Source organism: Stenotrophomonas maltophilia group sp. msm4 (genome assembly GCF_032025605.1).
GTDB lineage: Bacteria > Pseudomonadota > Gammaproteobacteria > Xanthomonadales > Xanthomonadaceae > Stenotrophomonas > Stenotrophomonas sepilia.
This window is the reverse complement of sequence record NZ_JAVSKK010000001.1, coordinates 1195183-1218020: the sequence shown is the minus strand read 5'-3', so window position 1 is coordinate 1218020 and position 22838 is coordinate 1195183. Positions and strand designations below refer to the sequence as shown.

The 22838-nt window shown below is 66.1% G+C and carries 29 protein-coding genes; 19 read left to right on the top strand and 10 right to left on the bottom strand.

Annotated features, from left to right (window positions below):
- Nucleotides 1-3: 3 nt before the first annotated feature.
- The 3 genes from ROV93_RS05820 to ROV93_RS05810 all read right to left on the bottom strand — a co-directional run bounded on the left by ROV93_RS05820 (nt 4) and on the right by ROV93_RS05810 (nt 1485).
- Nucleotides 4-555: a cysteine hydrolase gene (locus ROV93_RS05820; protein ID WP_005416582.1), complete on the bottom strand. Its 552-nt coding sequence runs from the start codon at nt 553-555 to the stop codon at nt 4-6.
- Between the two features lie 3 nt (nt 556-558).
- Complete coding sequence (locus ROV93_RS05815; protein WP_072167066.1) at nt 559-1197, bottom strand: DUF6766 family protein; 639 nt, start codon at nt 1195-1197, stop codon at nt 559-561.
- A 99-nt stretch (nt 1198-1296) separates the two neighbouring features.
- Entirely contained in the window at nt 1297-1485 is a 189-nt protein-coding gene (locus ROV93_RS05810; protein WP_005409707.1) for a hypothetical protein, read from the bottom strand.
- Between the two features lie 148 nt (nt 1486-1633).
- Here ROV93_RS05810 and ROV93_RS05805 point away from each other — a divergent pair, with 148 nt between their 5' ends.
- The 8 genes from ROV93_RS05805 (at nt 1634) to ROV93_RS05770 (ending at nt 7516) form a co-directional block, all read left to right on the top strand.
- The gene (locus ROV93_RS05805) at nt 1634-2797 is read left to right on the top strand and encodes a zinc-dependent alcohol dehydrogenase (protein WP_072167065.1); all 1164 of its coding nucleotides are present in this window, start codon (nt 1634-1636) and stop codon (nt 2795-2797) included.
- Between the two features lie 10 nt (nt 2798-2807).
- Nucleotides 2808-3305: a hypothetical protein gene (locus ROV93_RS05800; protein ID WP_072167064.1), complete on the top strand. Its 498-nt coding sequence runs from the start codon at nt 2808-2810 to the stop codon at nt 3303-3305.
- Between the two features lie 109 nt (nt 3306-3414).
- Nucleotides 3415-4356 carry an acyl-CoA dehydrogenase gene (locus ROV93_RS05795; RefSeq protein WP_072167063.1) on the top strand — a complete coding sequence of 314 codons (942 nt, stop codon included), beginning with the start codon at nt 3415-3417 and terminating at the stop codon, nt 4354-4356.
- The gene (locus tag ROV93_RS05790; RefSeq protein ID WP_072167062.1) at nt 4344-5102 is read left to right on the top strand and encodes a PIG-L family deacetylase; all 759 of its coding nucleotides are present in this window, start codon (nt 4344-4346) and stop codon (nt 5100-5102) included. Before ROV93_RS05795 ends, ROV93_RS05790 begins: the two co-directional genes overlap by 13 nt.
- Nucleotides 5099-5686 (top strand): SAM-dependent methyltransferase, encoded by a 588-nt coding sequence (locus ROV93_RS05785; RefSeq protein WP_072167061.1) that lies wholly within the window; start codon nt 5099-5101, stop codon nt 5684-5686. The genes ROV93_RS05790 and ROV93_RS05785 overlap by 4 nt, the downstream gene beginning before the upstream one ends.
- On the top strand, nt 5683-6372 hold the full coding sequence (locus tag ROV93_RS05780) for a glycosyltransferase family 2 protein (protein ID WP_180890340.1): 690 nt from the start codon (nt 5683-5685) through the stop codon (nt 6370-6372). The genes ROV93_RS05785 and ROV93_RS05780 overlap by 4 nt, the downstream gene beginning before the upstream one ends.
- A gap of 178 nt (nt 6373-6550) precedes the next feature.
- The gene (locus ROV93_RS05775; protein ID WP_072167059.1) at nt 6551-6979 is read left to right on the top strand and encodes a BLUF domain-containing protein; all 429 of its coding nucleotides are present in this window, start codon (nt 6551-6553) and stop codon (nt 6977-6979) included.
- Nucleotides 6980-7117: 138 nt separating this feature from the next.
- Nucleotides 7118-7516, top strand: a complete 399-nt coding sequence (locus tag ROV93_RS05770; RefSeq protein WP_072167058.1) for a BLUF domain-containing protein — start codon at nt 7118-7120, stop codon at nt 7514-7516.
- A 15-nt stretch (nt 7517-7531) separates the two neighbouring features.
- Here ROV93_RS05770 and ROV93_RS05765 read toward each other — a convergent pair whose 3' ends face one another.
- Nucleotides 7532-7924, bottom strand: a complete 393-nt coding sequence (locus ROV93_RS05765; protein WP_072167057.1) for a response regulator — start codon at nt 7922-7924, stop codon at nt 7532-7534.
- Between the two features lie 205 nt (nt 7925-8129).
- Here ROV93_RS05765 and ROV93_RS05760 point away from each other — a divergent pair, with 205 nt between their 5' ends.
- The 3 genes from ROV93_RS05760 to ROV93_RS05750 all read left to right on the top strand — a co-directional run bounded on the left by ROV93_RS05760 (nt 8130) and on the right by ROV93_RS05750 (nt 10099).
- Nucleotides 8130-8471, top strand: a complete 342-nt coding sequence (locus tag ROV93_RS05760; RefSeq protein WP_080376901.1) for a hypothetical protein — start codon at nt 8130-8132, stop codon at nt 8469-8471.
- Nucleotides 8472-8629: 158 nt separating this feature from the next.
- Nucleotides 8630-9151 carry a ferritin-like domain-containing protein gene (locus tag ROV93_RS05755; protein ID WP_069138513.1) on the top strand — a complete coding sequence of 174 codons (522 nt, stop codon included), beginning with the start codon at nt 8630-8632 and terminating at the stop codon, nt 9149-9151.
- A gap of 39 nt (nt 9152-9190) precedes the next feature.
- Nucleotides 9191-10099: a manganese catalase family protein gene (locus tag ROV93_RS05750; RefSeq protein WP_049416476.1), complete on the top strand. Its 909-nt coding sequence runs from the start codon at nt 9191-9193 to the stop codon at nt 10097-10099.
- A 121-nt stretch (nt 10100-10220) separates the two neighbouring features.
- On the opposite strand, the gene ROV93_RS05745 is transcribed toward ROV93_RS05750, so the two are convergent.
- Nucleotides 10221-10544, bottom strand: a complete 324-nt coding sequence (locus ROV93_RS05745) for a KGG domain-containing protein (protein ID WP_005409695.1) — start codon at nt 10542-10544, stop codon at nt 10221-10223.
- Nucleotides 10545-10691: 147 nt separating this feature from the next.
- Between ROV93_RS05745 and ROV93_RS05740 the strand changes: the two genes are divergently transcribed.
- The 3 genes from ROV93_RS05740 to ROV93_RS05730 are packed head-to-tail and all read left to right on the top strand — an operon-like array spanning nt 10692 to nt 12806.
- Nucleotides 10692-11315, top strand: a complete 624-nt coding sequence (locus ROV93_RS05740; protein ID WP_312538728.1) for a BLUF domain-containing protein — start codon at nt 10692-10694, stop codon at nt 11313-11315.
- Complete coding sequence (locus ROV93_RS05735; RefSeq protein WP_072167055.1) at nt 11312-12079, top strand: DUF72 domain-containing protein; 768 nt, start codon at nt 11312-11314, stop codon at nt 12077-12079. The genes ROV93_RS05740 and ROV93_RS05735 overlap by 4 nt, the downstream gene beginning before the upstream one ends.
- Nucleotides 12072-12806 carry a DNA-formamidopyrimidine glycosylase family protein gene (locus tag ROV93_RS05730; RefSeq protein ID WP_072167054.1) on the top strand — a complete coding sequence of 245 codons (735 nt, stop codon included), beginning with the start codon at nt 12072-12074 and terminating at the stop codon, nt 12804-12806. Before ROV93_RS05735 ends, ROV93_RS05730 begins: the two co-directional genes overlap by 8 nt.
- Nucleotides 12807-12845: 39 nt before the next feature.
- On the opposite strand, the gene ROV93_RS05725 is transcribed toward ROV93_RS05730, so the two are convergent.
- Nucleotides 12846-13343 (bottom strand): DUF892 family protein, encoded by a 498-nt coding sequence (locus tag ROV93_RS05725; RefSeq protein ID WP_005416567.1) that lies wholly within the window; start codon nt 13341-13343, stop codon nt 12846-12848.
- Nucleotides 13344-13592: 249 nt separating this feature from the next.
- Between ROV93_RS05725 and ROV93_RS05720 the strand changes: the two genes are divergently transcribed.
- The 3 genes from ROV93_RS05720 to ROV93_RS05710 all read left to right on the top strand — a co-directional run bounded on the left by ROV93_RS05720 (nt 13593) and on the right by ROV93_RS05710 (nt 16920).
- On the top strand, nt 13593-13769 hold the full coding sequence (locus ROV93_RS05720; RefSeq protein WP_065426543.1) for a DUF3606 domain-containing protein: 177 nt from the start codon (nt 13593-13595) through the stop codon (nt 13767-13769).
- A 13-nt stretch (nt 13770-13782) separates the two neighbouring features.
- On the top strand, nt 13783-16332 hold the full coding sequence (gene ligD, locus ROV93_RS05715; RefSeq protein ID WP_312538723.1) for a DNA ligase D: 2550 nt from the start codon (nt 13783-13785) through the stop codon (nt 16330-16332).
- A 138-nt stretch (nt 16333-16470) separates the two neighbouring features.
- The gene (locus tag ROV93_RS05710; protein WP_072167052.1) at nt 16471-16920 is read left to right on the top strand and encodes a BLUF domain-containing protein; all 450 of its coding nucleotides are present in this window, start codon (nt 16471-16473) and stop codon (nt 16918-16920) included.
- Nucleotides 16921-16929: 9 nt separating this feature from the next.
- On the opposite strand, the gene ROV93_RS05705 is transcribed toward ROV93_RS05710, so the two are convergent.
- On the bottom strand, nt 16930-17160 hold the full coding sequence (locus ROV93_RS05705) for a hypothetical protein (RefSeq protein ID WP_072167051.1): 231 nt from the start codon (nt 17158-17160) through the stop codon (nt 16930-16932).
- Between the two features lie 222 nt (nt 17161-17382).
- On the opposite strand from ROV93_RS05705, the gene ROV93_RS05700 reads away from it, so the two are divergent.
- Nucleotides 17383-18876, top strand: coding sequence for an FAD-dependent oxidoreductase (locus ROV93_RS05700; protein ID WP_180890346.1), 1494 nt, complete (start codon nt 17383-17385; stop codon nt 18874-18876).
- A gap of 30 nt (nt 18877-18906) precedes the next feature.
- Here ROV93_RS05700 and ROV93_RS05695 read toward each other — a convergent pair whose 3' ends face one another.
- The 3 genes from ROV93_RS05695 to ROV93_RS05685 form a co-directional block, all read right to left on the bottom strand.
- A complete protein-coding gene (locus ROV93_RS05695; protein WP_072167049.1) occupies nt 18907-19329 on the bottom strand; it encodes a low affinity iron permease family protein in 423 nt (140 codons plus the stop codon).
- Nucleotides 19326-19580: a hypothetical protein gene (locus ROV93_RS05690; protein ID WP_069138523.1), complete on the bottom strand. Its 255-nt coding sequence runs from the start codon at nt 19578-19580 to the stop codon at nt 19326-19328. The genes ROV93_RS05695 and ROV93_RS05690 overlap by 4 nt, the downstream gene beginning before the upstream one ends.
- A 123-nt stretch (nt 19581-19703) precedes the next feature.
- The gene (locus ROV93_RS05685) at nt 19704-19982 is read right to left on the bottom strand and encodes a hypothetical protein (protein WP_072167048.1); all 279 of its coding nucleotides are present in this window, start codon (nt 19980-19982) and stop codon (nt 19704-19706) included.
- A gap of 177 nt (nt 19983-20159) precedes the next feature.
- Here ROV93_RS05685 and ROV93_RS05680 point away from each other — a divergent pair, with 177 nt between their 5' ends.
- Nucleotides 20160-22835 carry an excinuclease ABC subunit UvrA gene (locus ROV93_RS05680; protein ID WP_180890348.1) on the top strand — a complete coding sequence of 892 codons (2676 nt, stop codon included), beginning with the start codon at nt 20160-20162 and terminating at the stop codon, nt 22833-22835.
- Nucleotides 22836-22838 lie beyond the last annotated feature (3 nt).

Sequence of the window (22838 nt, the reverse complement as noted above, 5' to 3'; positions counted from 1 at the left end):
CGGTCATGCCGGGACCAGCGAGGCGAGCCGTGCGACCCGGGCTGCACCCGAATCGGCGAGCAGCGCCATCGCACGCTGTTTCCGGGCGGGCGTCCCCGCCACGGCCTCCCGTGCCACCACTACGTCGAATTCTCTGGCGTTGGCGTCCAGCGCGGTAGCCAGGACACATGAATCGGCCGTCATCCCGCTGAGCCAAAGGCTGCGCACGCCAAGCTTGGCCAGCAGAATCGGCAACGGGCTGGCCAGGAACGCCGAATGCTTGGGCTTGAGCACGAAGTAGTGACCGGGCAGGGGAGAGAGGAGGTCGGCAATCCGCCCGGCCGGTCCTCCATCCCGCTGGCACTGTGCTACCTGTTGGCGGAAGTCACGCTTCCAGTCCGAGAAATTGTCATTGGCGTAGATGACCGGCCATCCGTGGCCATCAAAGTGGTCTCTCAAGCGTCGGATCTGTGCGGCCGCCCGCTCCGCTGCTGGCGCCAGCGCCTGCGCGCCTGGGAAGTCGAAGCGACTGAACATATCGATGATCAGCAAGGCGGTTGACGGAGCATTTCCCATGGTTCAATCCCCTGTCTGCGCGTGCGGAGCTTCGACCGGCTTGGATTGCGGTGAGTCCTTCTGCCGCAGGAAGATCGTAAGTACAACCAGGGACAGCACCGCAAGAAACTCACTCTGCCAGTTCTGCATCGATTCGAACCAGAACGTGCTGCTGCCCAGATGCTCCAGGAAACCCGGCACCGGCAACCCCTGCAGCTGCTGCTCGACCTGCTCGGCGCGCCAGCTACCCAAGGCGTGCAATGTAAAACTGAGCAGGAACAACAGCCCGAAGGCGATCGCAAGCGAGTGACCGTAAAGCACCTTCCATGCGCCGCCGCGACGAACCGGCCACGGCGCAGGGCCCGGCTCGACGCGGTTCTGCTCCTGCGCCGGGTCCAGGGGCCGGGATTCGGCCGAGCCACGCTGGCGCAGGGTGACGGTCAGAAGAACGTACATTCCCATCTGCAGGAACTCGCTCTCCCAGTTCTCGAATGTAGCGCTCACGAAATGCCCGGTCGCCAGGTAGTGCCAGAGGTCGATCGCCGCGCGCCCGTGCTGCGTCAACTCCTGATTGTGCACGTGATGTCCCGCAACTGCCTGCCCGACAATGAAGACGACAGTGAGTGCAAGCAGTACCAGCGAGAGACCGTTGCGTTTCCACATGCAACACCTCTTTCAGCCTGACCAGAAACCGTGCATGCAGCTTGCGCCGGCAGCGCACCATGACGCGTGAACCCGGCGCATCCAGGATGTGAGGCGGCCTCAACGCTTGCCCGTCGGATCGGGGTCGGGACGCTCGTAGTCCTCGGGCACGGCCTTGGGGCCATCGCCGTCGTCCGGCATGTCGTGCTCCTTCCACTTCGCTCGATCATTGCGCCGCTTGTCCGGCGTGTGTGCTTTCGATTGATCGTCCACGTCTGTTGTTGGATTGAAAGGCAGCTTGTCGTTCATGGTGGGCTCCTGTGGCGGGTATTCGCAGCGTGCCCCGGGCCGGGTTAACGCCACGACGCCGCGGAATGAACGCTGCGCACACCTGGATATCACCGGGGCAGGAGGACGTCCCTGCAATGCTGTCCTTCCGATCTTCTGGAGAAGCACGATGCAGGCATTGACCTATCACGGCCGCAAGGATGTGCGCGTCGAGACCGTGCCGGACCCGGTGCTGGCAGCTGAGGACGACCTGATCCTGAGGGTTACCGCCACCGCCATCTGTGGCTCGGACCTGCACCTGTACAGGGGCAAGATTCCCGATCTGCACGACGGCGATGTGCTGGGGCACGAATTCATGGGCGTGGTGGAAGAGGTCGGCAGCGGCGTAACCCAGGTGAGGCCGGGCGATCGCGTGGTGATCCCTTTCGTGATCGCTTGTGGCGAGTGCTTCCACTGCCGGCTGGCCGAGTATGCCGCCTGCGAGACCACCAACCCGGGCAAGGGCGCTGCGCTGAACCAGAAGGGCCTTCTGCCTCCGGCGGCGTTGTTCGGATACAGCCATCTGTATGGCGGCGTGGCAGGCGGACAGGCCGAATTCGTGCGCGTGCCCAAGGCGAATGTGGGCCCAATGCGCATCCCGGAAGGCGTGGCCGACGAACAGGTTCTGTTCCTGTCGGACATTCTGCCCACCGGCTATCAGGCCGCGCTGAACGCAGGGGTCAAGCCGGGCTCGACAGTGGCGATCTTCGGTGCCGGTCCGGTTGGGCTGATGAGCGCGGCCTGCTGCCGGCTGCTGGGAGCGGAGACCATCTTCATGGTCGACCATCTTCGCTACCGCCTGGACTACGCGCGCCGTGCCTATGGTGTGACGCCGATCGACTTCAAGGAGATCGAGGACCCGGCCGACTACATCCTGACCCAGACCAGTGGGCGCGGCGTGGATGCCTGCATCGAGGCCGTCGGTTTCGAGGCCGAGGGCAGTGCCCTGGAGTCAGCGCTGACCGCCGTGAAACTGGAAGGCAGCAGCGGCGTGGCCATCCGTCAGTGCATCGCTGCCGCCCGCCGCGGCGGCGTGGTCAGCATTCCCGGTGTCTATGCCGGTTTCATCCACGGATTCCTGCTGGGCGATGCGTTCGACAAGGGCCTGACATTCAAGATGGGGCAGACCCACGTGCAGGGACTGATGCCGGAACTGCTGGACGCAATCCTGGAAGGAAAGCTGGATCCGGGGGACATCATCTCGCACCGGATGCGCCTGGCCGACGCAGCGCAAGGTTATGCGATGTTCGATGCCAAGGACGACGACTGCCGCAAGATCGTATTGACTCCCTGAGCAGGCCGTCATGAGTTGGATTGTCATGGCATGTGTCTACGCAGTCTGGCTGGCCGCCGGTGCGCTGGACTTCCACTTTCACCGGCGTACCGACCTGCCGCACACGTCCGCGATGCGCGAGAGCCTGCTGCATGGGCTGCAGCTGCTGCTCATCGGCAGCGGCGTGCTGGCGTGGCTCGTGCTGGAAAGCACGTGGTTGCTCGTCACGCTGCTGGCAGTCCTGGTCATCGCGCACGCAATCGCCGGCTACCTCGACACTGTCAGCGCGGACGGGCGGCGACGCATCAGCCCGGCCGAGCAGCACGTGCACAGTGTGCTCGACGCCGCTCCCTGGGTGCTGCTGGGCGGGGTGGCGTGGCAGGCCGAACCTCGATGGGCAGTCAATGTGGCACCGGCAGCACCGGCGCTGTGGGGGTTCGTACTGCTGCCGGCGCTTGGCCTGGTGGTGTTGCCCTGGCTGTGGGAGCTGCGCCAGTGCGTGCGTGCCAGCGAACAGCGCCAGCGGTGAGCGCGTGAGGAACACTGCGCCGGGTATTCATGTGGCCGCCACACCGCCAAGACAGTGATGTGACCGCAGGGCGCCTACGTTCATGACCTATCTTCATTGCAGATCGGCCATGCAGGATGTGACGTTGCCTTCTTCGCTGTTCAACCGCGCGCGCCAGGTTCTCGCCCAGCAGCCCGCACTGCCTTTGCCCGGAAGTGGCCACACGCTGCAGCGTTGGCGGGCGCTGGCGGCGTGGGGGGCAGAGGACCTCTGCCTGGCCAAGGTGCTGGAAGCGCATTACGACGCCCTGGCGATCATTGCCGAGCTGAACGCGCCTATGGTTGCTGAGGGGCAGCTGCTGGCGGTGTGGGCCGCAGAAGGCCCAGCCAACACCCTGCGCATCGACGCCGGCGGTGGACTGTATGGTGACAAGCCCTGGTGTTCAGGCAGCGCGTGGGTGGATGCGGCACTGGTAACCGTGCGGAACACACACGGCGTGTGGCTGTGCCATGTGGCGGGGGAGCATTGGTGCACGCTTTCGGGTGAGCCCTGGCCGGCGGCTGGCATGGCCGGCATTCCGTCCACGACGGTGCGCTTCGACGGCGCACCGATGACGATTCTGGGACCGCGCGACGCCTACCTGCAACGGCCGGGCTTCTGGCATGGCGGAGCCGGTATCGCGGCGGTCTGGTTTGGCGCAGCGGTGGCACTGGCTGAACGCATGCGGCCGGCCTGCAGCGACGGCAACCGCGCACGGCTGCTGGGTGCAGCGGACCTTGCCCTGGGGCCGGCTGCGGCGCTGCTTCGCGAAGTGGCCGCGCGCATCGACGACGCGCCCCAATCGGCACATCGGGAAGACGTAGTGCGGCTGCGCTGCGTGGTCGAGCGGGCGGCGACGCGCGTCCTGGACCTTGCAGGTCGGGCGCTCGGTCCGGCGCCGATGTGCCTGGAAGACGGGCACGCCCGCCGCTGGGCGGACCTGACGGTGTTCCTCAGGCAGTGCCATGCCGATCGCGATTGGCAGTGGCTGGGTGAGCAGCGGGCAGCCGAGGAGACCGCATGGGCGCTGTAGCCAGCACACCCCTGCAAGGACAGGGAACTCTGGAACAGGCCTGGCTGCGCTGCGATTGGCTCTGGCAGCAACCGTCCACGCCCGCCCGCTCGCTGTGCGCCGACCATCACCGCCTTGTGGTCGTTGCGCCGCATCCCGACGACGAGATCCTTGGCTGTGGAGGGCTGCTCCATCAAGCTGCGGCACAGGGCATGGAGATTGGCGTCATTGCCGTGACCGATGGTGAAGCGTGTTATCCGGGTGAACCGTGGTGGACACCGGACCGCCTGCGGTCGGCGCGTCGGGCAGAGCTTGCAGCGGCGCTGGCGGAACTTGGGATTGCGGCCGACGCGACGTTTCATCTCGGCATCGGCGATGGCGCGGTCAGCAAGCACGAACAGGGCCTGCAGGACTGGCTGCAGCAGCACCTGCAGCCGGGCGATCTGGTACTGGCGCCCTGGCGCTTCGATGGGCATCCCGATCACGAAGCGGCAGGGCGTGCAGCCTGCCGCGCCGCGCGCGCAGTGGGTTGCCGTCGCCTGGAGTACCCGGTATGGGGCTGGCACTGGCTGGATCCGGCCTGCGCGCATATGGCGTGGGAGTTCCCGCAGCTTGTCGACATTTCCGCAGTGGCGTCGGTGAAACGAAGTGCGATCGCCCGGTTCCGGACGCAGACGGGCAACGTGCCGGGCCTGAACAGCCCGCCGGTGCTGCCTTCCCATGTACTGGCCCGATTTTTCCGCGATTACGAGGTATTTCTGGCATGAGCGCGCAACCGTACTTCGATGAACTGCATGAGCAGGAAGACCCTTTTGGCTACCGCAGCCAGTGGTATGAAGAACGCAAGCGTGCGTTGCTGCTGGCCAGCCTGAGCCAGCGCCAGTTCAATCGTGGCTGGGAGCTGGGATGCTCCAACGGCGTGCTGACCGAGGCCCTGGCGACCCGCTGTGAGCGCCTGCTGGCCACCGACATCAGCCCGCGCGCAGCGTTCCGGGCCCGCCGCAACCTGGCCCACCTGCCGCACGTGCAGGTCCACTGCGCCAGCCACCCCGAGCAATGGCCGCCGGGGCGCTTCGACCTGATCGTCTGCGGTGAGATGGGCTACTACCTGGGGACGAGCGCTCTTCGCGAGCTGCGTGCCGGAATCGATCAAGCACTTCGTGACGACGGATTGCTGGTCGCGTGCCATTGGTTGCCCTCGTTCCCCGGGCGGGTGAGCCGGACCGAAGTCGTGCATCGGTGCCTGGGCCACGGCCTGCACGAAGCCTTCCACTATCGCGATGCGGACTTCGTGCTGCAGGGCTGGACGCGCGGCACGCTGTCACTGGCCCGCAACGAGGGCCTGCGGTGATAGGCGTTCTGGTCCCCGCGCACAACGAGGCAGCCAGCATGGCGCGCTGCCTGCAATCGATCCGAAGGGCGGCCCTGCACCCGGGCCTGGGCGGCGAAGCGGTCGAAGTGGTGGTTGCACTGGACGCTTGCTCGGATGCGACGGCGTCCATCTGCCACCAACAGCGCGTCGGCATTGTGCGGCTGGATGCACGCTGCGTGGGGATTGCCCGCGCAGCGGCCGCCGTCGAGCTGCTGGGATGCGGCGCCAGGTGGCTGGCCAGCACCGACGCTGATAGCGAGGTCCCTGGCGATTGGTTGGTTGGACAACTGGAGCAGCCGTGTGACGCCTTCTGCGGACTGGTGGACATTGCGGCGCGCTGCCCGTCCGAACATCGCCTGCGCAGGGTATTCCAGGGGCGGCAGCAGTGGGGGGAAGGTCACGGGCGCATCCATGGTGCCAACCTGGGTGTCTCTGCCCATTTCTATCGTGCGGTCGGCGGTTTTCCTGCGTTGCGCTGCGGGGAAGACGTTCAGATGGTGAGTGCGCTGCAGGCCTGCGGCGCGGATGTACGCTGGGCCGGTGCTCCCGTCGTCTTCACCAGTGCGCGTCTGGAAGGGCGCGCCGCAGGGGGATTTTCAGCCTATCTGGCGGAGATTGGGGCGGCGGGTGCCCCTACCGTGCTGACCGGGCCGGCCATTGCGTAAACACCGGCCATTTCGCCGCACCGCAGCATGCGGTCGCGCCGTCAGGCGTCTCCGATCCAGGCCGAATCCCATGAAACCCGGGCACATCGGCCGATGTGTGACGCGTGCCCTGTACGCGTTTACGGCGCGTGAACGCTGCCTACCTTACATTGATCGGCTGGGAGAGCAGGAGCGGTCGATGCCGAACAGCGCGATTGTCTACGCCAGCCAGGCTGCCCCAGGGTTCACGCCGGAACGCCTGGCTGCACTGATGGAAGATGCGGCCCGCTTCAATCGATCAGCGGGCGTGACCGGGGTCCTGTTGTTTGACGGGCAGCGCTTCCTGCAATACATGGAAGGCCCGGCCGACGGGCTGGATGTTGCCTTTTCCCGCGTAAGCGGCGCCCGCAGCCACACCCAACTGACCGAACACGGGCGTGGCCGTGTCGGGCAGCGGCGGTTGCCGTTCTGGCCAATGCGCTGCCTGTCGGTCAGCGCGGGCGAGCTGCAGATGATCGCCCTTGCGGACTGGAGCCGTTTCATCCAGCGGGCGGTAACCAGCCAGGACGAAGACGAAGCGATGCAGAAGCTGCTTGCAATCGTTGAGCCCTACGCGAACGCCGCTTGAAGTCCGGGACGGGTGTTAGCGTAGTGTGCAGCCGAGGAGAGGCGGCGGTGCCTCAGCGCCTGAAGGCCCTCATCGCCGCCTACAACGGGACAGCGATCATTGCCGTGCAGGAAACCTCCTGCGCCAGAAGGAACGAATGTGCCCCTCCGCGCGATCGCCTACGCAAGTGAGGCGATACCGGGGCTTTCCATGGACCATGTGGACGACCTCGCCAGGGCCGCCGCCGGCTTCAACTTCGAAGCCTGCGTTACCGGTGTGCTTCTTTACGATGGGCTCCGCTTCCTTCAGTACATCGAGGGACCGGAAGACAGCATCAACGTGGTGTACAGCCGAATTCTCAGTGCCCGCAGCCATCGCGAGCTGATCGAACTGGGCCGTGGCAGGGTTTCAGGCCGATTCTTTCCTGATTGGTCGATGCGGTTGCTGTGGGTTGAGGCCTCCGAGATCCGCAGCGTGGCGCGTGGCAACTGGGACGGGCTCTCCCGTGGTGGTGCGCTGCGCCAGCTGAGCCTGGTGGTGGCCCCGCACCTGGGTTGACCGCTGCAGTCGGGGTCAGCGTGCCGAAGAGGGTGCGCAGGCGTCGCCCACCACGCGCCGCACAGTCTCCTGCAGCTGGTCGACGTGGAACGGCTTGGCCACGAAGGCGGCGCGGCGGTGGCGCTGCGGCACCAGCTGGTCATAGACCGCAGAGACGAACAGAAAGGGGATGCCAAGTTCGGCCAGGCGATCAGCGACTGGAAACACCACGCCGTCACGAAGCTCGACATCCAGCACGGCGCCGTCGAATCGCTGGGTGTCCAGCAGTCCCAGCGCGTCGAACACGCTGTAGGCGTGCGTCACCTGGTCGCCTGCGTCCTCAAGTGCATGTTCCATCAGTGCTGCCAGGTCGAGCTGGTCTTCCACCAGCAGCAGGTTGCATCTGCGCTGGCTCATTCCGGATTGCATGTGTACAGCCTGTATTGCTTCGGGAGTGCCAGTCTGTGCTGTGCAGCATCAATACGGCGCGTGCGGCTTGTCAGCCCGGCGCGAAGCCCGTGAAGCGCGCCTCCAGCACCGTCGAGGCAGCGTGCAGGGCCGGATGGAGCTCGTTGACGGCGCCTTGGCACGTGGCATGGATACTGCCGCCGTCCCCCGCATTGGAGCTTCTCTCATGCCGCTATCCGGAACCGATTCTGCTTCTCCACGCGTGCTGCGTGTCGAGTGCATGCCGCTGGACTGCGGTGGCACTGCCATCGTAGTGGAACTGGACCGCATGCCTGAACGCACGTGGATGAAGTCGCTCAAGCGGGCGCTGCAGGCCGACGATCTCCTGGAGGGCGCGCACGCCAAGTTCGATGGGCGCTTCGTGTATGTCGTGGGCGTGGAGGGCGGCGCTCATCGTATGCAACATCGTGTGGTACAGGCGCTGGTGGCAACGGACGCTCCGCGCGCGTCGGGTGGCAGCCTGCAAGGTCGAGCCGGCGGCGCGGCACTGTCCAGCCCGATGCCCTGATCGCGGAGCGGGGCCAACCCACAGTCCCTGCATGTTATCGCCGCATCAGGGCCGCGTGCAGCGGCCACCTCCAGCGGTTCACACCGCCCGACAAGGCGGTGATCGCCAGCGCTTCACCATGTTCTCCGGAGGCATGTCGCCCCAGACCGGAGATCGAAATGGCAGACCACAACGACACCCGACGCGAACGCCTGCTGAAATGGCTGCAGGATGCCTACGCCATGGAACAGGAAGCGGAGACCATGATGAAGGCCATGGCTTCGCGGATCGAGAACTACCCCCAGCTTGCTGCCCGGATCGGCCAGCACGTCCAGGAGACACAGGGGCAGGCCGCTTCCCTGCGGGAGTGCATCGAGGCGCTGGGAGGAAGCGTGCCCACCGCAAAGGGATTGTTCGCCAGCATGACCGCCGCCATCCACGCCGCTGGCAACACCCTGATGGAAGATGAGGTGGTCAAGAGCGTGGGCCTTTCGTTCGGCTTCGAGAACACCGAGATCGCCACGTACCGGGCGCTGGTGATCGCTGCCGAGCGCGCCGGCGCGCCCGACATTGCGGCGGTGTGTGGCCAGATCCTGCAGGAAGAGGTTGCCATGGCGCGCTGGCTGGAGGACCACCAGGACGGCCTGGTCGGTGCGTTCCTCAACCGTGACGAAACGCCTGGCGCCCAGGCCAAGCGTTGACCGCAAAGCCAGCCCACGCCAGCCACTGGAGAAATCCTCATGTTCTTTCATCACAAGAAACTGATGTATACCGTGCGCGTCCGCGAATCCAATCCGCAGCTCGCCAGCCTCATGCTTGAGCAGTTCGGCGGCCCGCAGGGCGAGTTGGCCGCCGCGATGCGCTACTTCACCCAGGGACTTGGCGAATGCGATCCCGGGCGCAAGGACCTGCTGATGGACATCGCCACCGAGGAGATCAGCCATCTGGAGATCATCGGCACCATCATCGCCATGCTCAACCGCGGGCCCAAGGCAATCCAGTCCGAAGGCCTTGCCGAGGCCGAGGACATGCGACTGCTGGGCCAGAACAGCACCAGCCACACCGAACAGATCCTCTACGGCGGCGGCCCGGCGCTGGTCAATTCCAGCGGGGTGCCCTGGACAGCCGCCTACATCGACTCCATCGGCGATCCCAGCGCCGACCTGCGCTCGAACATCGCGGCCGAAGCCCGCGCCAAGCTGGTGTATGAGCGCCTGATCAACGTCACCGACGACCCGGGCATCAAGGACGCGCTGCGCTTCCTGATGACGCGCGAGATCGCGCACATGAAGTCGTTCGAGAAGGCGCTGCACAGCATCCAGCCCAACTTCCCACCGGGCAAGCTGCCGGGGGATCCTGCGTTCACCGATCTGTACATGGACATGTCGCAGGGCGACGGCGCCGACGACCTGCAGGGCAGCTGGAACAGCGGCGAGCTCTGGGAGCGGGTCAGCGACCGCGAGGCACAGGCTGCGGTGGACGGTGGCGACGGCAGCGGCACGGTGGACCTGGATCCGCGCGAACAAGCGGCGGTGCAGGCCATGACGCTGCGCACGCTCTCCGATCCGGAAGCGCGGCCGACCACCGGGGCCGAGCTGGGGGCCGGCCCGGGCGCGGGCGCACTGGACCTGCCGCCACGCGAGCCGTGAAAAACCTGGGGCGCCCACCTGCGGCGCCCCAGTTGAAACACCCGTGAGTGACGCGAGGGCGCACGAAAGTGGGCGGACATCACGTCCGCCCACGAAGGGGTACATCGGGTTTCAATGCCGATCAGCGCTGCTGGCCACCGCGGTTGTTGCCGCCGCCACGTTCCTGCTGTTGCTGCCCGCCTCCCTGGTTGCCTCCCTGGTTGCCACCGCCACGACTGTTCTGGCCGCCTTCGCGGCCGATGTCCGCCATGTGCTGGCGGTCCTGGCTCACTGCTTCGCCGCCCTTGCGGCCGGCTTCGCGTGCTTCTTCCGAGCTGAATTCATGGGCGTTACCTGACTCGTGCGCGGCACGTCCACCCTTGGCGGCGATCTCGCGCTGCTTGTCCTCGTCCATCGAAGCGAAACCGCGGTTGCTGTTGCCCTGGTTCTGGTTCTGGTTGGCCATGGAAAGTCTCCCTGGGTTCAGCCGCCCGATTGGCGGCAGGGACCATCTTCCAGATCCGGCGCTAGACGGCGGTGGCATGGCTGCCAACGTGGCGTCATCCGGAAGCCCGCGATTCCTCATCCTGCCTCCACGGACCATGGTGCACGCGTGTGCGCACAGGCAGACACGTATTCCGCAACCCAACCGCGCGTCAACGCGATGCGGAAGGGCCACGCCACAGTTCGACGCAGCCTCCACACCGATCTCACCGCGCGTACGATCCGCGTGGCTAAGGTAGAGCGGTCTGCAACAACCGGTGGTGCCATGCCTTTTCGAGCAATTGCCTACGTAAGTGAAGCCTCCCGCAACCTGACGGAACAACGGCTGCAGCAGCTTGTGGCGGAGGCGGTGCAGTTCAACGAATCCGTCGATGTGACCGGCACACTGCTGTTCGATGGCTCGCGCTTCCTGCAGTACCTGGAAGGCCCGGAGGCAGGAATCAAGGCCGCTTACATGCGCGTTCTGGCCGCCAGCAGCCACAGTGGGATCGTCGAACTGAACCGGGGCAGGGTGGGGCGTCGACAGTTTCCGCACTGGCGGATGCGCAGCGTGCGGGTGGACGAGCTGGCGCTGGGAAAGATCGCCATCTCCGACTGGACCGGCTTCGTGCGCAGCGCGACGGCGCTCGACTCGGGGAAGAGTGCACTGGATCGTCTGCTGTCGGTTTCGCAGTCGCACACGGAGGCAGCTGCGGCCAGCATCACGGAACCGGACGGGCAGCTGGCACGATGAAGGCCACGGCCGCCCCGGTTGCGCCCGCCCCACCACGCGTCGGTTGTGCGGGATGGTCGCTGCCGCGGGCGGATCAGGAAGCGTTCGGCGCGGGCGACAGCCTACTGCAGCGCTATGCCACACGCCTGTCGATGGTGGAGATCAACTCGTCCTTCTATCGACCGCACCAGCCCAGGACTTACGCGCGATGGGCCGCGAGCGTTCCGGAGGGCTTTCGGTTCGCGGTGAAGCTCCCGCGCGAGATCAGCCATGAGCGTCGGCTGCGCGATGCAATGCAACCGCTCGAACAGTTCCTTGAAGGCGTGCTGGCGCTGGGCGGAAAGCTCGGTCCGTTGCTGCTGCAGTTGCCGCCCAGCCTGGTGTATCACACGACCACGACCGAAACCTTCCTGCGGGGCCTGCGCGCCCGCACGCGGGCCGATCTGGCGTGCGAGCCGCGCCACCCGAGTTGGTTCACGCCGGAGGTCGATGCGCTGTTGAGTGCGCATGGCGTTGCACGGGTCGCCGCGGATCCGGCACGTGTGCCGGCGGCAGCGATCCCCGGCGGTGACCGCACGTGGAGCTACTGGCGCTGGCACGGCCAACCGCAGATCTATCGCAGTGCGTACAGCGAGCAGACCCTGGCGAAGCTGGCGCAACGGCTGCAGCGCGAAGCCGATGCGCAACGGCCGGCCTGGTTCGTACTGGACAATACCGCACTCGGCCACGCTACCCGCAACGCCCTGCGCCTGCAGGCGCTACTGCAGGAGAACGCCCATGCCTGAAGGTCCTTCCATCGTGCTGTTGCGGGAAGCGGCGAGCTATTTCAAGGGGCACGTGGTCCGCACCGTGTCCGGTAACAGCCGCATCGACCTGTCACCGCTGCAGGGCCGCAGGGTCAAGGCGGTCCGCAGTTGGGGCAAGCACTTCCTGCTGGAATTCAGCCGCCACACGCTGCGCATCCACCTGATGATGTTCGGCAGCTGGCGCATCGACGAACGGAAGCCAGGCCAGGCGCGGGTATCGCTGGTGTTCGACAACGGTGAGCTGAACTTCTACGCGTGTTCCGTGCGCCTGATCGACCAGCCGTTGGACGATGTCTACGATTGGCGTGCGGACGTGATGAACGAGGCCTGGGATCCAAAGCTGGCCCGGCGCAAGCTGAAGGCCATGCCGGATGTCATGGTCTGTGATGCGCTTCTGGACCAGACCGTCTTCGCCGGCGTGGGCAACATCATCAAGAACGAGGTGCTGTTCCGGATAGGTGTCCATCCGGCCACCCGGCTGGGCGACCTGCCGCCACGAAGGCTTACCGCCTTGATCGAGCAGGCTCGCGCCTACAGCTTCGATTTCCTGGAGTGGAAGCGCCGCTTCGAGCTGAAGAAGCATTGGCAGGTGCACACGAAAAAAGTCTGTCCGCTGTGTGGTGGCCCGATCAGCAAGCTCTATCTGGGGACGACGCGGCGACGCACGTTCTTCTGCCCGAATGATCAGGTGCTGTACGGGCCCTGAGGCGGCCATCCGTGGCCGCCGGGTTCCGGCGTGCGCCGGTCAGGCGGCCTGCGCGGCCTTGGCGTTGCCGCCGCCCTTGGCCAGCAGGGTCAGCTTTTCGTCGGTGGCCTTCTCTTCCTCCAGCGTCTCCAGCAGCAGCGGAAGGGCATCCTTGTAGCCCAGCTGCTTGGCCAGCGCGGCGATGGTGCCGTAGGACGCAATCTCGTAATGCTCGACCTTCTGCGCGCCGCCGATCAGGGCCGCATCCCGCACCGGCCCCTTGTCGATGCTGTCGATCACTTCCTTGCCTTCCTCCACCAGGCCCTCCATCGCCGCACACTTGATGCGCTTCAGGCGAATGCCAAGCACCTCCACCACCTGATCGATGCGTTCGATCTGGCCCTGCGTTTCTTCCAGGTGCGTTTCGAACGCTGCCGCCAGGTCCGGGTTCTCGGCCGCACGGGCCAGGCGCGGGAGGGCCTTGGTCAGCTGCTTCTCGGCACTGTAGATATCCGAGAGTTCGTGGATGAACAGGTCTTCCGCCGTCTTGATAGCCATACTGGGCTCCGCAGTGAGTGGAGTGCCCAGCGTAGGTCCTGACCGGTTGCGATCGGGCAGGGGCCAAGTGAAGGCGGCATGGGAACGTCCACGCGAACTCTGCGCGCTGTCTTCACGATGCAGTATCTGTCGGCATCCGTTGCCGCCGATGCATCCAGGTCTTCGCCATGGCTTCACAATGGCATCGCTTCGTGCCCATGCACCGGCCGGTACGGTCACTTCACGCCCGATCACGCGTGGAGACCCCCCATGAGCGATGACAAGAAGAACACCGGCAGCCCGGACCGGGATCGTATCAACGTCAACGAAGATTACGAGCTGCAGTACTGGACCGCGACGCTGGGTGTGTCCGCCGCAGAACTTCGTGCCGCTGTCGCGGCGGTCGGCCCCACCGCCGTTGCGGTCCGCAAGCATCTGGGAAAATAGCGCGGAGTTGCCCATGTCCCTGGTCGAGTACCGCCGCAAGCGTCGTTTTGACCAGACCCAGGAGCCCGAGCCGGGCAAGGCGCTACCGAAAGGCCAACGCGCCATCTTCGTGGTGCAGTTGCACCATGCCAGCCGCAGGCACTACGACTTCCGCCTGCAGGTCGGGGACGCGCTGAAGAGCTGGGCCGTGCCCAAAGGTCCCAGTTACGACCCGAAGGTCAAGCGCATGGCGGTGGAGGTGGAGGATCATCCTGTCGACTACGCGAGCTTCGAAGGCGAGATCCCCAAGGGCCAGTACGGCGGTGGCCATGTCGCCCAGTTCGACCACGGTGTATGGGCCACGCAGGGCGACCCGGAAGCCCAGCTTGCCAAGGGTCATCTGCGCTTCGAGCTGTTCGGCGCCAAACTGAAGGGCGGGTGGCATCTGGTCCGTTCCGGGAAGCCGGCGCGCCAGCCGCAGTGGCTGCTGTTCAAGGACGACGACGAATTTGCCGGCGATATCGAGGCGGACGATCTGCTGGCCGATGTCGCTGAACCCCCTGCAGAGGATCTGAAGCGGTCGGGTGCCGGCAAGGCTGCAAAGAAAAGGCTCGCCACAGTACCCGCCAGGCGCACCCGGCCAAAGAACTGGGCGAAGAAGGCCCTGGCGCTCAGCAGGGCAAGAAAGGCCGCAGCGCCGTCCGGTCCATTCGAACCGCAGTTGGCCAAGCTGGGAGACGCGCCGCCCCAGGGCGGGCAGTGGGTCCATGAGATCCAATGGGACGGGTACCGCATCCTTGCCACGGTCGCCGAGGGCAATGTGCAGCTTTGGTCCCGGAATGCACTGGAGTGGACCGGCAAGATCCCCGAGATACGTGACGCGGTGGCGGCGCTGGGCCTCACTTCAGCCGCACTGGACGGCGAGCTGATCGCCGGCGCTGGCACCAAGGAGGACTTCAACCTGCTGCAGGCCACGCTCTCCGGCGAGCGCCAAGGCGTGCTGACGTATGCCCTGTTCGATCTGCTGCACCTCGATGGTGTGGATGTCGCTGATGCGCCCTTGCTGGAGCGCAAGGCCTTGTTGCAGTCCGTGCTGGAAGGACAGGGCCGCCCGTTGGCGTTCAGTTCGCATGTGCAAGGTGATGGCGATGAAGCCTATCGCGTGGCCGGCGAGCAGCATTTCGAAGGCATCATCTCCAAGCGCGCCGACCGCAGCTACCACAGCGGCCGCAGCGAGGATTGGCGCAAGACCAAGCAACTGGCCAGCGACGAATTCGCGGTGGTCGGATATACCGCGCCCAAAGGCAGCCGCACCGGCTTCGGCTCACTGCTGCTGGCCCGGCCGGATGCGAAGCATGGCTGGCTCTACGCCGGCCGCGTCGGGTCCGGGTTCTCGGACGAACTGATCGGTGACATCAGCAAGCGCATCAAGGGCGGTGGCGGCCGCAAGCCGACCGCCTACGTGCCCACGCAGGACACCGACCTGCGCGCTGCGACCTGGTTCGAGCCACGTTTCGTGGTCGAGGTCTTCTACCGCGGGATCGGCGGGCAGAAGCTGTTGCGCCAGGCGTCGCTGAAGGCGGTGCGGGCCGACAAGGATACCGCCGACCTTGCCGATTCCGATCGCGCTGGAACGTCCCCGGCGGCGGCGCGCACACCGGCAGCCTCGCGACCTGCGCGCAAGACCAGGAAGGCACCGGTGGCGGATCGCGTGCCGCCGTCGCTGCCGTCTCCGGGCAAGATCCTGTTTCCCGGCGACGGTTACACCAAGCAGGACGTGTGGGATTACTACACGGCAGTGATGGATCATCTCCTGCCCGAGGTGATTGATCGCCCGTTGTCGATCATCCGATGCCCCAGTGGCACCGCAAAACCCTGCTTCTTCCAGAAACACCATACGGCCGGACTGGAATTGGTCGACGCGGCAAGGCTGAAGGAAGAAAGCGGCATCAATGCCCATTACCTGGTCGTGCGCGACCCGGCCAGCCTGCTCGAACTGGTGCAGTTCAACGCATTGGAATTCCATCCGTGGGGCAGCCACGCCGAAGCGCCCGAGCAGGCCGACCGGGTGGTGTTCGATCTGGATCCAGGACCGGACGTGCCCTTTGCCGAGGTCAAGAAAGCGGCCACCGACATCCGCAAACTGCTGGCGCAGCTGGAGCTGGAGTCGTTCCTGCGTGTATCCGGCGGCAAGGGCCTGCACGTGGTCGTGCCGCTCAACCCGGGATGCGATTGGGACCTGACCAAGCGCTTTGCGAAGGGTTTCGCCGAAGCACTGGCGCAGTCCGAGCCGCAGCGGTTCCTGGCAACAGCCACCAGAAGCCTGCGCAACAAGCGGATCTTCGTTGACTATCTGCGAAACGGGCGCGGAGCAACGGCGGTCGCGTCGTACTCGTTGCGGGCCAGGCCGGGGGCACCGGTGGCGCTGCCGATTGCATGGGGGGATCTGTCCAAACTCAAGCGCGCCGACGCGTTCACGATCAGGGACGTGCCAGCAAAGCTCAAACGGCGCCGCAGGGACCCGTGGGCCGGCATCGACAAAGTGAAACAGAATCTTGCGCGATGGGCGCAGGCAGACGGGTAGCCCAGGCGCACTCTGCGTACCGTCTGTCTGTCTGAACCCAACTGATCCACAAAATACACAGCGTCGGAACATACCGGCGGCGCGGTTGGCCTATGCTTTCGACACGGAATCTGGGGGGATTCGCTACAGGAGCAGCCAATGCCGATCAGGGCAGTCGCATACGTGAGTGAAGCGGCCCCAGCCGTTGCGGGTGACCCGCTGGGTCTGGGCAGTGGGAAGCTGGACGAACTGGTGGACGACGCCGCCCGCTTCAACCGAAATGCCGGCGTCACCGGGGTGCTGCTGTTCGATGGAGCCCGATTCCTGCAGTACATGGAGGGGCCCGAGGACGGCTTGAGCGTGGCGTACTCACGGGTGCTCGGTGCTACCAGCCACACGGGACTGATTGAATTGCAGCGCGGCAGGGTAGGCAACCGGCGTCTCCCGTTCTGGCCGATGCGCTGGCTCCCTACGCAGCCGGCGGCGTTGAGACGCCTGGCCTGCGCAGACTGGCTTGGGTTTGTGCAGCACAGCGACGGCCAAGCCGAGGCTGAGACGGCGATGGACGTCCTGGCCAAGCTGGTCGAACCCTATGCCATCGCGGCCTGACGTACTGGCTCAACCGCCTCCATAGCGCGCCGCCCACGGGATCTCTCCGCTGCACACGTTGAGGTGCCCGGTGCGCATCACGCAATACATCCGGGCATCGGAGTCGGCACTGGCGGCAATGAAGTCCAGCGCCTCGGCGAGCATTCGGATGAACTGTGGCTCGGGGTAGAACGCCGCCCATTCCGGCAGCATTTCCTCCAACTGCGCGATCATCAGGTCGATCTCCAGGTGCGTGCTCACAGCGGGTTCCTCCTTCCAGGCAAGCTAGCGACCGCACTGCAAGGGGGGCGTCGTTGCCCGCACAGCGGGCGCAGGCGTGTCGCCCACGCGATGTTCACCCGTCCTTGATCGGCATCGCTGCTGCCACGCGTGTGAGCATTTCCTGCACGGCCGCACCACTGCTGTTTCACCCGCAGCGGCGTATCAGGGGAGGCTTCCAGCTGACTCTGCAAGGGTGTATTCATGGCCGACCCGTTACCGCGCGCCAGCCTCTGGTCCCGTGATGCCGAATCGAACAGCTTCCGCCCACTTGCCGGAACCACGCAGGCGGACGTGCTGGTGGTTGGTGCTGGCATGACTGGCCTGCTGACAGCGGCCCGCCTGGCCGATAGCGGCCTGGATGTGCTGGTGGTCGATGCGGGGCCCATCGGCGGGCGCAATACGGTGATGTCCACGGGCAATCTTTACGCGCCCGTTTCCCGACTGGCAGACCTGATCGCGCGTTGGGGCGGTGACACGGCCAGTCGTATCGTGCAGTGGCGGCAGCAGGCGCTGCGGTCCATCGAAACACTGGTTCACCGCTACGATCTGCGCTGTGGCTTCGAACGCGTGGCCATGCAGTACGGCATGCAGGAGCGCACCCGCGAGGTCACTGCGCGATTCGAGCGTGAGCTGCAGGCCTATCAGCGCGTCGGCCTGCAATGCGAACACCACCAGTCCGGGCTGCCGTTCACCTTGGGCCACGCCTTCCGCGTTGCAGATCAGGCGCAATTGGATCCGGCGGCGTTCTGCATTGAGCTGGCGCGACATCTGGCGGGCCGGGTGCGCATCCACGACTGGACCCGGATCAACAGCATCGAGGCATCCGCCGGCGTTGCGACGGCCGACGGCGCCCGCATCCACGCCAGGCACTTCGTGCTGGCCACCCATTCGCCAGCAGGTTTCAACCTGGTGCAGGCCGAGATGGAGGTCTACCGCGAATACGGCGTGGCGGTACCGGTTGCCACGCCGCCCGCGGCAGGCATTCATTGGATTGCCGATCGGCACCGATCGCTGCGCGGGGTGCGCGGTACTGATGGCCGTGACTGGTTGGTGCTGGTCGGCGAGACCCACCGCACCGGCGAAACGCCGCCGATGGATCCAGCCGAGCATCTGGTCGCCGACGCGCATCGCAATTTCACCGTGCAGGGCGAGCCGCTGTGCTGGTCCGCGCAGCAGTTCCGCGCAGCCGACCAGCTGCCCTACATCGGCAGCAGCGCGCACGACAATGTGTGGCTGGCTACCGGCTATGGGCCGGACGGCTTGACCTGGGCGGGCGTGGCCGCGCGTGCGATCACCGAGGGAATCCTCGGCACGACCAGCGAGATCGAGCAGCTGCTCAGCCCCATGCGCTTCACACCGGTGCGCTCGGCGGCCGGCTGGGCCCGCACCAATGGCACCGTTGCGCGGCACATGGTGGGAGATCGCCTTGCTGCTGTGCCGTCGCACTCGCCCAGTGAGCTGGCCCGTGGTTGCGGCGCACTGCTGGACGTGGATGGTGGAAAGCGCACTGCGGTCTACCGCGACGAGGGCGGGCGCCTGCACACGATGTCGGCGCTCTGCCCGCACCTGAAGTGCGTTGTTCAATGGAATGGTCATGAGCGCACATGGGATTGCCCTTGCCACGGCAGCCGCTTTTCCGCCACCGGAGCGCTGCTGGAAGGCCCTGCCAGGCAGGGCCTCACACCAGAACAGTGATAGGTGCAGGTAGCCGCCGGAGCAGCGACCTCAGGCTTCGGCGGCCGCGTCCGCATGGCAGGGCATGCAGCGCTCCTTCTTGGACTTGATGTCTGCAGCGGTCTTCGCCAGTGCCTCGTAGCGCTGGCGTATCTCTTCAAGGTGGGCCGGCTCCATCGACTCCAGGTTCAACAGCTCCTGGTTGGCGTCCTTGCTGACACGGATCAGTTCATCCAGTTTGATGTGCAGCGCTGCGGTGTCGGCGTTCTGCGTATGCTGGATCAGGAACACCATCAGGAAGGTCACGATGGTCGTTCCCGTATTCACCACCAGCTGCCAGGTGTCATTGAAGTGGAAGGCCGGCCCGCTGGCAGCCCAGGTGATGATCACCCCCAGCGCTGCGACGAATGCCCCCAGGCTGCCGGACAATCGCGCCGTCGCGGCCGCGACACGGGCGAAACCGCGCCGGATCACTCGTCACCTCCCGCGGCCTCCTCATCCGTGCGACGGTCTGGCAGCCTGACCCGCTCCCCAAGGCGCTTGGCCTGCTCGTCCGGCGTGGGTGCAGCGACGAAGGGAGAGATCGGGTCGCTGGCGGGGAAGGTTTCCTGCAGCGCTTCGTCATGATTGCGGTGGTTGTGCAGCTTTGCCTGCAGCGGACTGACAGGATCGGGGCGCTGCGCCTCCGTGTCCGGATGGGGAAGGTCTTTCTGGTCGCGTTGCATGGTGCATCTCCAGGTTGATCACCACCTCGCAGGTGGTGGGCCCAGCATAGGAATGCGTTGTGGGCGCCCCCATCAAGGGCGGGGCAACGTGATGTCAAACCTTCAGGCAACGCGCATTAACAATCAGCAGGGCGGGGGAGCCCGGCGTCGGCCGCGGCGGCGCCACGCCATCACCTGGCCCACCACCGCCGTCAACAGCAGCATCGCATTGGTCACCACGAAGACCACGCTGCCCAGCATCGCGCTGTACACCGTGAACAGCGCAGATGCGGTCATCTGGCCTGCGAACAGCCACCTGGACACGGCTTCCGGGTTGGACGACTGCCACTGCTTCACCATCTGCCGGATCAAGGTTGCCATCAGTACCGCCGTGGCGGCCCAGCCAAGTACGTCGGGGTGCATGACGGCCTCCGGTGTGTGGGCACCCAACGCTAGCCCTTGGCTGGGCAAGGCCGTACGAACGGGAGGTGAAGACAACATCCCGCTTCCGGCGCCCTCACGCCATTCACTCCGCAGCGGCGACAATGGCCCCTCGGGCGCACCATGCGCGATCCGCCCACCGAATGCAGGAATGCTGAGATGTCCAACACCCCCTTTGGCGAATCGTCATGTGCTGCCGCAGCCAGCGGCTGCATCGAGGTCCGCGGTGCGCGCGAGCACAACCTGAAGAATGTTGATGTCTCCATTCCACGCAATGCACTGGTGGTGTTCTCCGGCGTGTCGGGGTCCGGCAAGTCCTCGTTGGCCTTCGGCACGGTCTTCGCCGAGGCGCAGCGGCGCTACTTCGAATCCGTCGCGCCGTACGCGCGTCGCCTGATCGACCAGGCCGGCGTGCCCGACGTGGATGCCATCGACGGCCTGCCGCCGGCGGTGGCCTTGCAGCAGCAGCGCGGCGCGAGCAATGCGCGCTCGTCGGTGGGCAGCGTGACCACGCTGTCCAGCCTGGTGCGCATGATGTACTCGCGAGCGGGGGCCTACCCGGCCCACCAGCCCATGCTGTACGCCGAAGACTTCTCGCCCAACACCCCACAGGGTGCCTGCAGCACCTGCCACGGCCTGGGGCACGTCTATGAGGTGACCGAAGCGCTGATGGTGCCGGACCCATCGCTGAGCATCCGCGAGCGCGCCATCGCCTCCTGGCCACCGGCCTGGCATGGCCAGAACCTGCGCGACATCCTGGTCACGCTGGGCTACGACATCGATGTGCCGTGGAAGAAGCTGCCGAAGAAGGACCGGGACTGGATCCTGTTCACCGAGGAAACCCCGACCGTGCCGGTCTATGCCGGGTTCACGCCCGCCGAGACCCGCGCCGCGCTCAAGCGCAAGCTCGAGCCCAGCTACATGGGCACGTACACCGGCGCACGCCGCTACGTGCTGCACACCTTTGCCAACACCCAGAGCGCGCTGATGCGCAAGCGTGTTTCCCGCTACATGGAGGGCCGGCTGTGCCCCGCCTGCCACGGAAAGCGCCTGAAGCCGGAAGCACTGTCGGTCACCTTCGCCGGCGTGGACATCGGCGAGTTCATGCGGCTGCCGCTGGACCAGCTGGCGGCCTTGCTCGAGCCCATCGCGCAGGGCGACTTCAGTGCACACAGCCACGGCGCGCGTACCAGCAGGCGTGCAACAACGCCCCGCGATCGCGCCAAGCGGGCAGCAAGTGGCCGCGCGACCCACGAGGGCGCCCCCGACGTGCGACTGACCTCGGCCCTGTCAGAGGAAAAGCGCCTGGCTGCACAGCGGCTGGCGGGCGGGGTCATGGCACGGGTACGGCAACTGCGCGAGCTCGGCCTGGGCTATCTCTCACTGGACCGCGCCACGCCCACACTATCGGCCGGCGAACTGCAGCGCCTGCGCCTGGCCACGCAGCTCAGCTCGCTGCTGTTCGGCGTGCTGTACGTGCTCGACGAACCCTCGGCCGGCCTGCATCCGGCCGACAGCCAGGCGCTGTACGACGCGCTGGAACGGCTGCGCAACGGCGGCAACTCGGTGTTCGTTGTTGAACATGATCTGGAGCTGATGCGCCGCGCGCAGTGGCTGGTGGATGTGGGCCCACAGGCAGGGGAACATGGCGGACGCGTTCTCTACAGTGGCGAGCCCGACGGCCTGCGCAACGTTCAGGATTCGCGCACGGCGCAGTACCTGTTCGACCGGGTGCCCGCACCGGCCAGCCGGCAGCGCAGCGTCAACAGCTGGCTGGCGCTGAAAGGCATCCACCGCCACAACCTGCACGGTGTGGATGCGCAGGTGCCGCTGGGGCTGCTGACTGCAGTGACCGGCATTTCCGGATCGGGCAAATCCAGCCTGATGGCGCAGGCGCTGCCTGAGCTGATGCTGCTGCACCTCGGGCATGAGACAGCAGACGACGGCGCCGACAGCGCGCCCACGGATGGACCCACCGTGATCGAAGCCACTCGGGGCCAGCTGGCCGGCGACGTGGACGCCATCCAGCGCGTGGTGCAGGTGGACCAGAAGCCCATCGGCCGCACGCCACGCTCCAACCTGGCTACCTACACGGGCCTGTTCGACCACGTGCGCAAGCTGTTCGCCGCGACACCCGACGCGCGCCGCCGCCGATTCGATGCGGGCCGCTTTTCGTTCAACGTGGCCAAGGGGCGATGCGAGACCTGCGAAGGCGAGGGTTTCGTCAGCGTCGAACTGCTGTTCATGCCCAGCGTCTATGCGCCGTGCCCCACCTGTCACGGCGCCCGCTACAACGAGGCCACGCTGAAGGTGCAGTGGAACGGCCGCAACATTGCCCAGGTCCTGCAGATGACGGTGGACCAGGCCCATGCGTTCTTCGCCGAAGAAGAGGCCATCGCCCGTCCGCTGCAGCTGCTGCAGGAGATCGGCCTGGGCTACCTGCGGCTGGGCCAGCCAGCCACCGAGCTTTCAGGGGGTGAGGCGCAACGCATCAAGCTGGCCACAGAGCTGCAGCGCAGCCAGCGCGGGCGCACGCTGTACGTGCTGGATGAGCCCACCACCGGGCTGCACGCAGCAGACGCGGACAGGCTGCTGGTGCAGCTTCAGCGGCTGGTGGACGCAGGCAACACGGTAGTGATGATCGAGCACGACATGCGTTCTGTCGCGCAGGCCGACTGGGTGATCGACGTCGGCCCGGGCGCTGGCGGCGCGGGCGGCACCATCGTGGCGGCTGGGACGCCGCATCAGGTGGCCCACGCCAAGGGCAGCAGGACGGCACCGTTCCTGGCATCCGAGCTGGGGCAGGGTGTGCGCGAGCGGAATCATCCGGCATGAGGC

Coding starts and splice junctions, on each gene's coding strand:
- ROV93_RS05690 (WP_069138523.1), bottom strand. CDS start 19,580: ATGCAACGCGACCAGAAAGACCTTCCCCATCCGGACACGGAGGCGCAG.
- ROV93_RS05755 (WP_069138513.1), top strand. CDS start 8,630: ATGGCAGACCACAACGACACCCGACGCGAACGCCTGCTGAAATGGCTG.
- ROV93_RS05815 (WP_072167066.1), bottom strand. CDS start 1,197: ATGTGGAAACGCAACGGTCTCTCGCTGGTACTGCTTGCACTCACTGTC.
- ROV93_RS05680 (WP_180890348.1), top strand. CDS start 20,160: ATGTCCAACACCCCCTTTGGCGAATCGTCATGTGCTGCCGCAGCCAGC.
- ROV93_RS05765 (WP_072167057.1), bottom strand. CDS start 7,924: ATGCAATCCGGAATGAGCCAGCGCAGATGCAACCTGCTGCTGGTGGAA.
- ROV93_RS05820 (WP_005416582.1), bottom strand. CDS start 555: ATGGGAAATGCTCCGTCAACCGCCTTGCTGATCATCGATATGTTCAGT.
- ROV93_RS05775 (WP_072167059.1), top strand. CDS start 6,551: ATGCCGAACAGCGCGATTGTCTACGCCAGCCAGGCTGCCCCAGGGTTC.
- ROV93_RS05735 (WP_072167055.1), top strand. CDS start 11,312: ATGAAGGCCACGGCCGCCCCGGTTGCGCCCGCCCCACCACGCGTCGGT.
- ROV93_RS05795 (WP_072167063.1), top strand. CDS start 3,415: ATGCAGGATGTGACGTTGCCTTCTTCGCTGTTCAACCGCGCGCGCCAG.
- ROV93_RS05730 (WP_072167054.1), top strand. CDS start 12,072: ATGCCTGAAGGTCCTTCCATCGTGCTGTTGCGGGAAGCGGCGAGCTAT.
- ROV93_RS05805 (WP_072167065.1), top strand. CDS start 1,634: ATGCAGGCATTGACCTATCACGGCCGCAAGGATGTGCGCGTCGAGACC.
- ROV93_RS05760 (WP_080376901.1), top strand. CDS start 8,130: ATGCCGCTATCCGGAACCGATTCTGCTTCTCCACGCGTGCTGCGTGTC.
- ROV93_RS05810 (WP_005409707.1), bottom strand. CDS start 1,485: ATGAACGACAAGCTGCCTTTCAATCCAACAACAGACGTGGACGATCAA.
- ROV93_RS05725 (WP_005416567.1), bottom strand. CDS start 13,343: ATGGCTATCAAGACGGCGGAAGACCTGTTCATCCACGAACTCTCGGAT.
- ROV93_RS05720 (WP_065426543.1), top strand. CDS start 13,593: ATGAGCGATGACAAGAAGAACACCGGCAGCCCGGACCGGGATCGTATC.
- ROV93_RS05785 (WP_072167061.1), top strand. CDS start 5,099: ATGAGCGCGCAACCGTACTTCGATGAACTGCATGAGCAGGAAGACCCT.
- ROV93_RS05685 (WP_072167048.1), bottom strand. CDS start 19,982: ATGCACCCCGACGTACTTGGCTGGGCCGCCACGGCGGTACTGATGGCA.
- ligD (WP_312538723.1), top strand. CDS start 13,783: ATGTCCCTGGTCGAGTACCGCCGCAAGCGTCGTTTTGACCAGACCCAG.
- ROV93_RS05750 (WP_049416476.1), top strand. CDS start 9,191: ATGTTCTTTCATCACAAGAAACTGATGTATACCGTGCGCGTCCGCGAA.
- ROV93_RS05700 (WP_180890346.1), top strand. CDS start 17,383: ATGGCCGACCCGTTACCGCGCGCCAGCCTCTGGTCCCGTGATGCCGAA.
- ROV93_RS05790 (WP_072167062.1), top strand. CDS start 4,344: ATGGGCGCTGTAGCCAGCACACCCCTGCAAGGACAGGGAACTCTGGAA.
- ROV93_RS05745 (WP_005409695.1), bottom strand. CDS start 10,544: ATGGCCAACCAGAACCAGAACCAGGGCAACAGCAACCGCGGTTTCGCT.
- ROV93_RS05800 (WP_072167064.1), top strand. CDS start 2,808: ATGAGTTGGATTGTCATGGCATGTGTCTACGCAGTCTGGCTGGCCGCC.
- ROV93_RS05710 (WP_072167052.1), top strand. CDS start 16,471: ATGCCGATCAGGGCAGTCGCATACGTGAGTGAAGCGGCCCCAGCCGTT.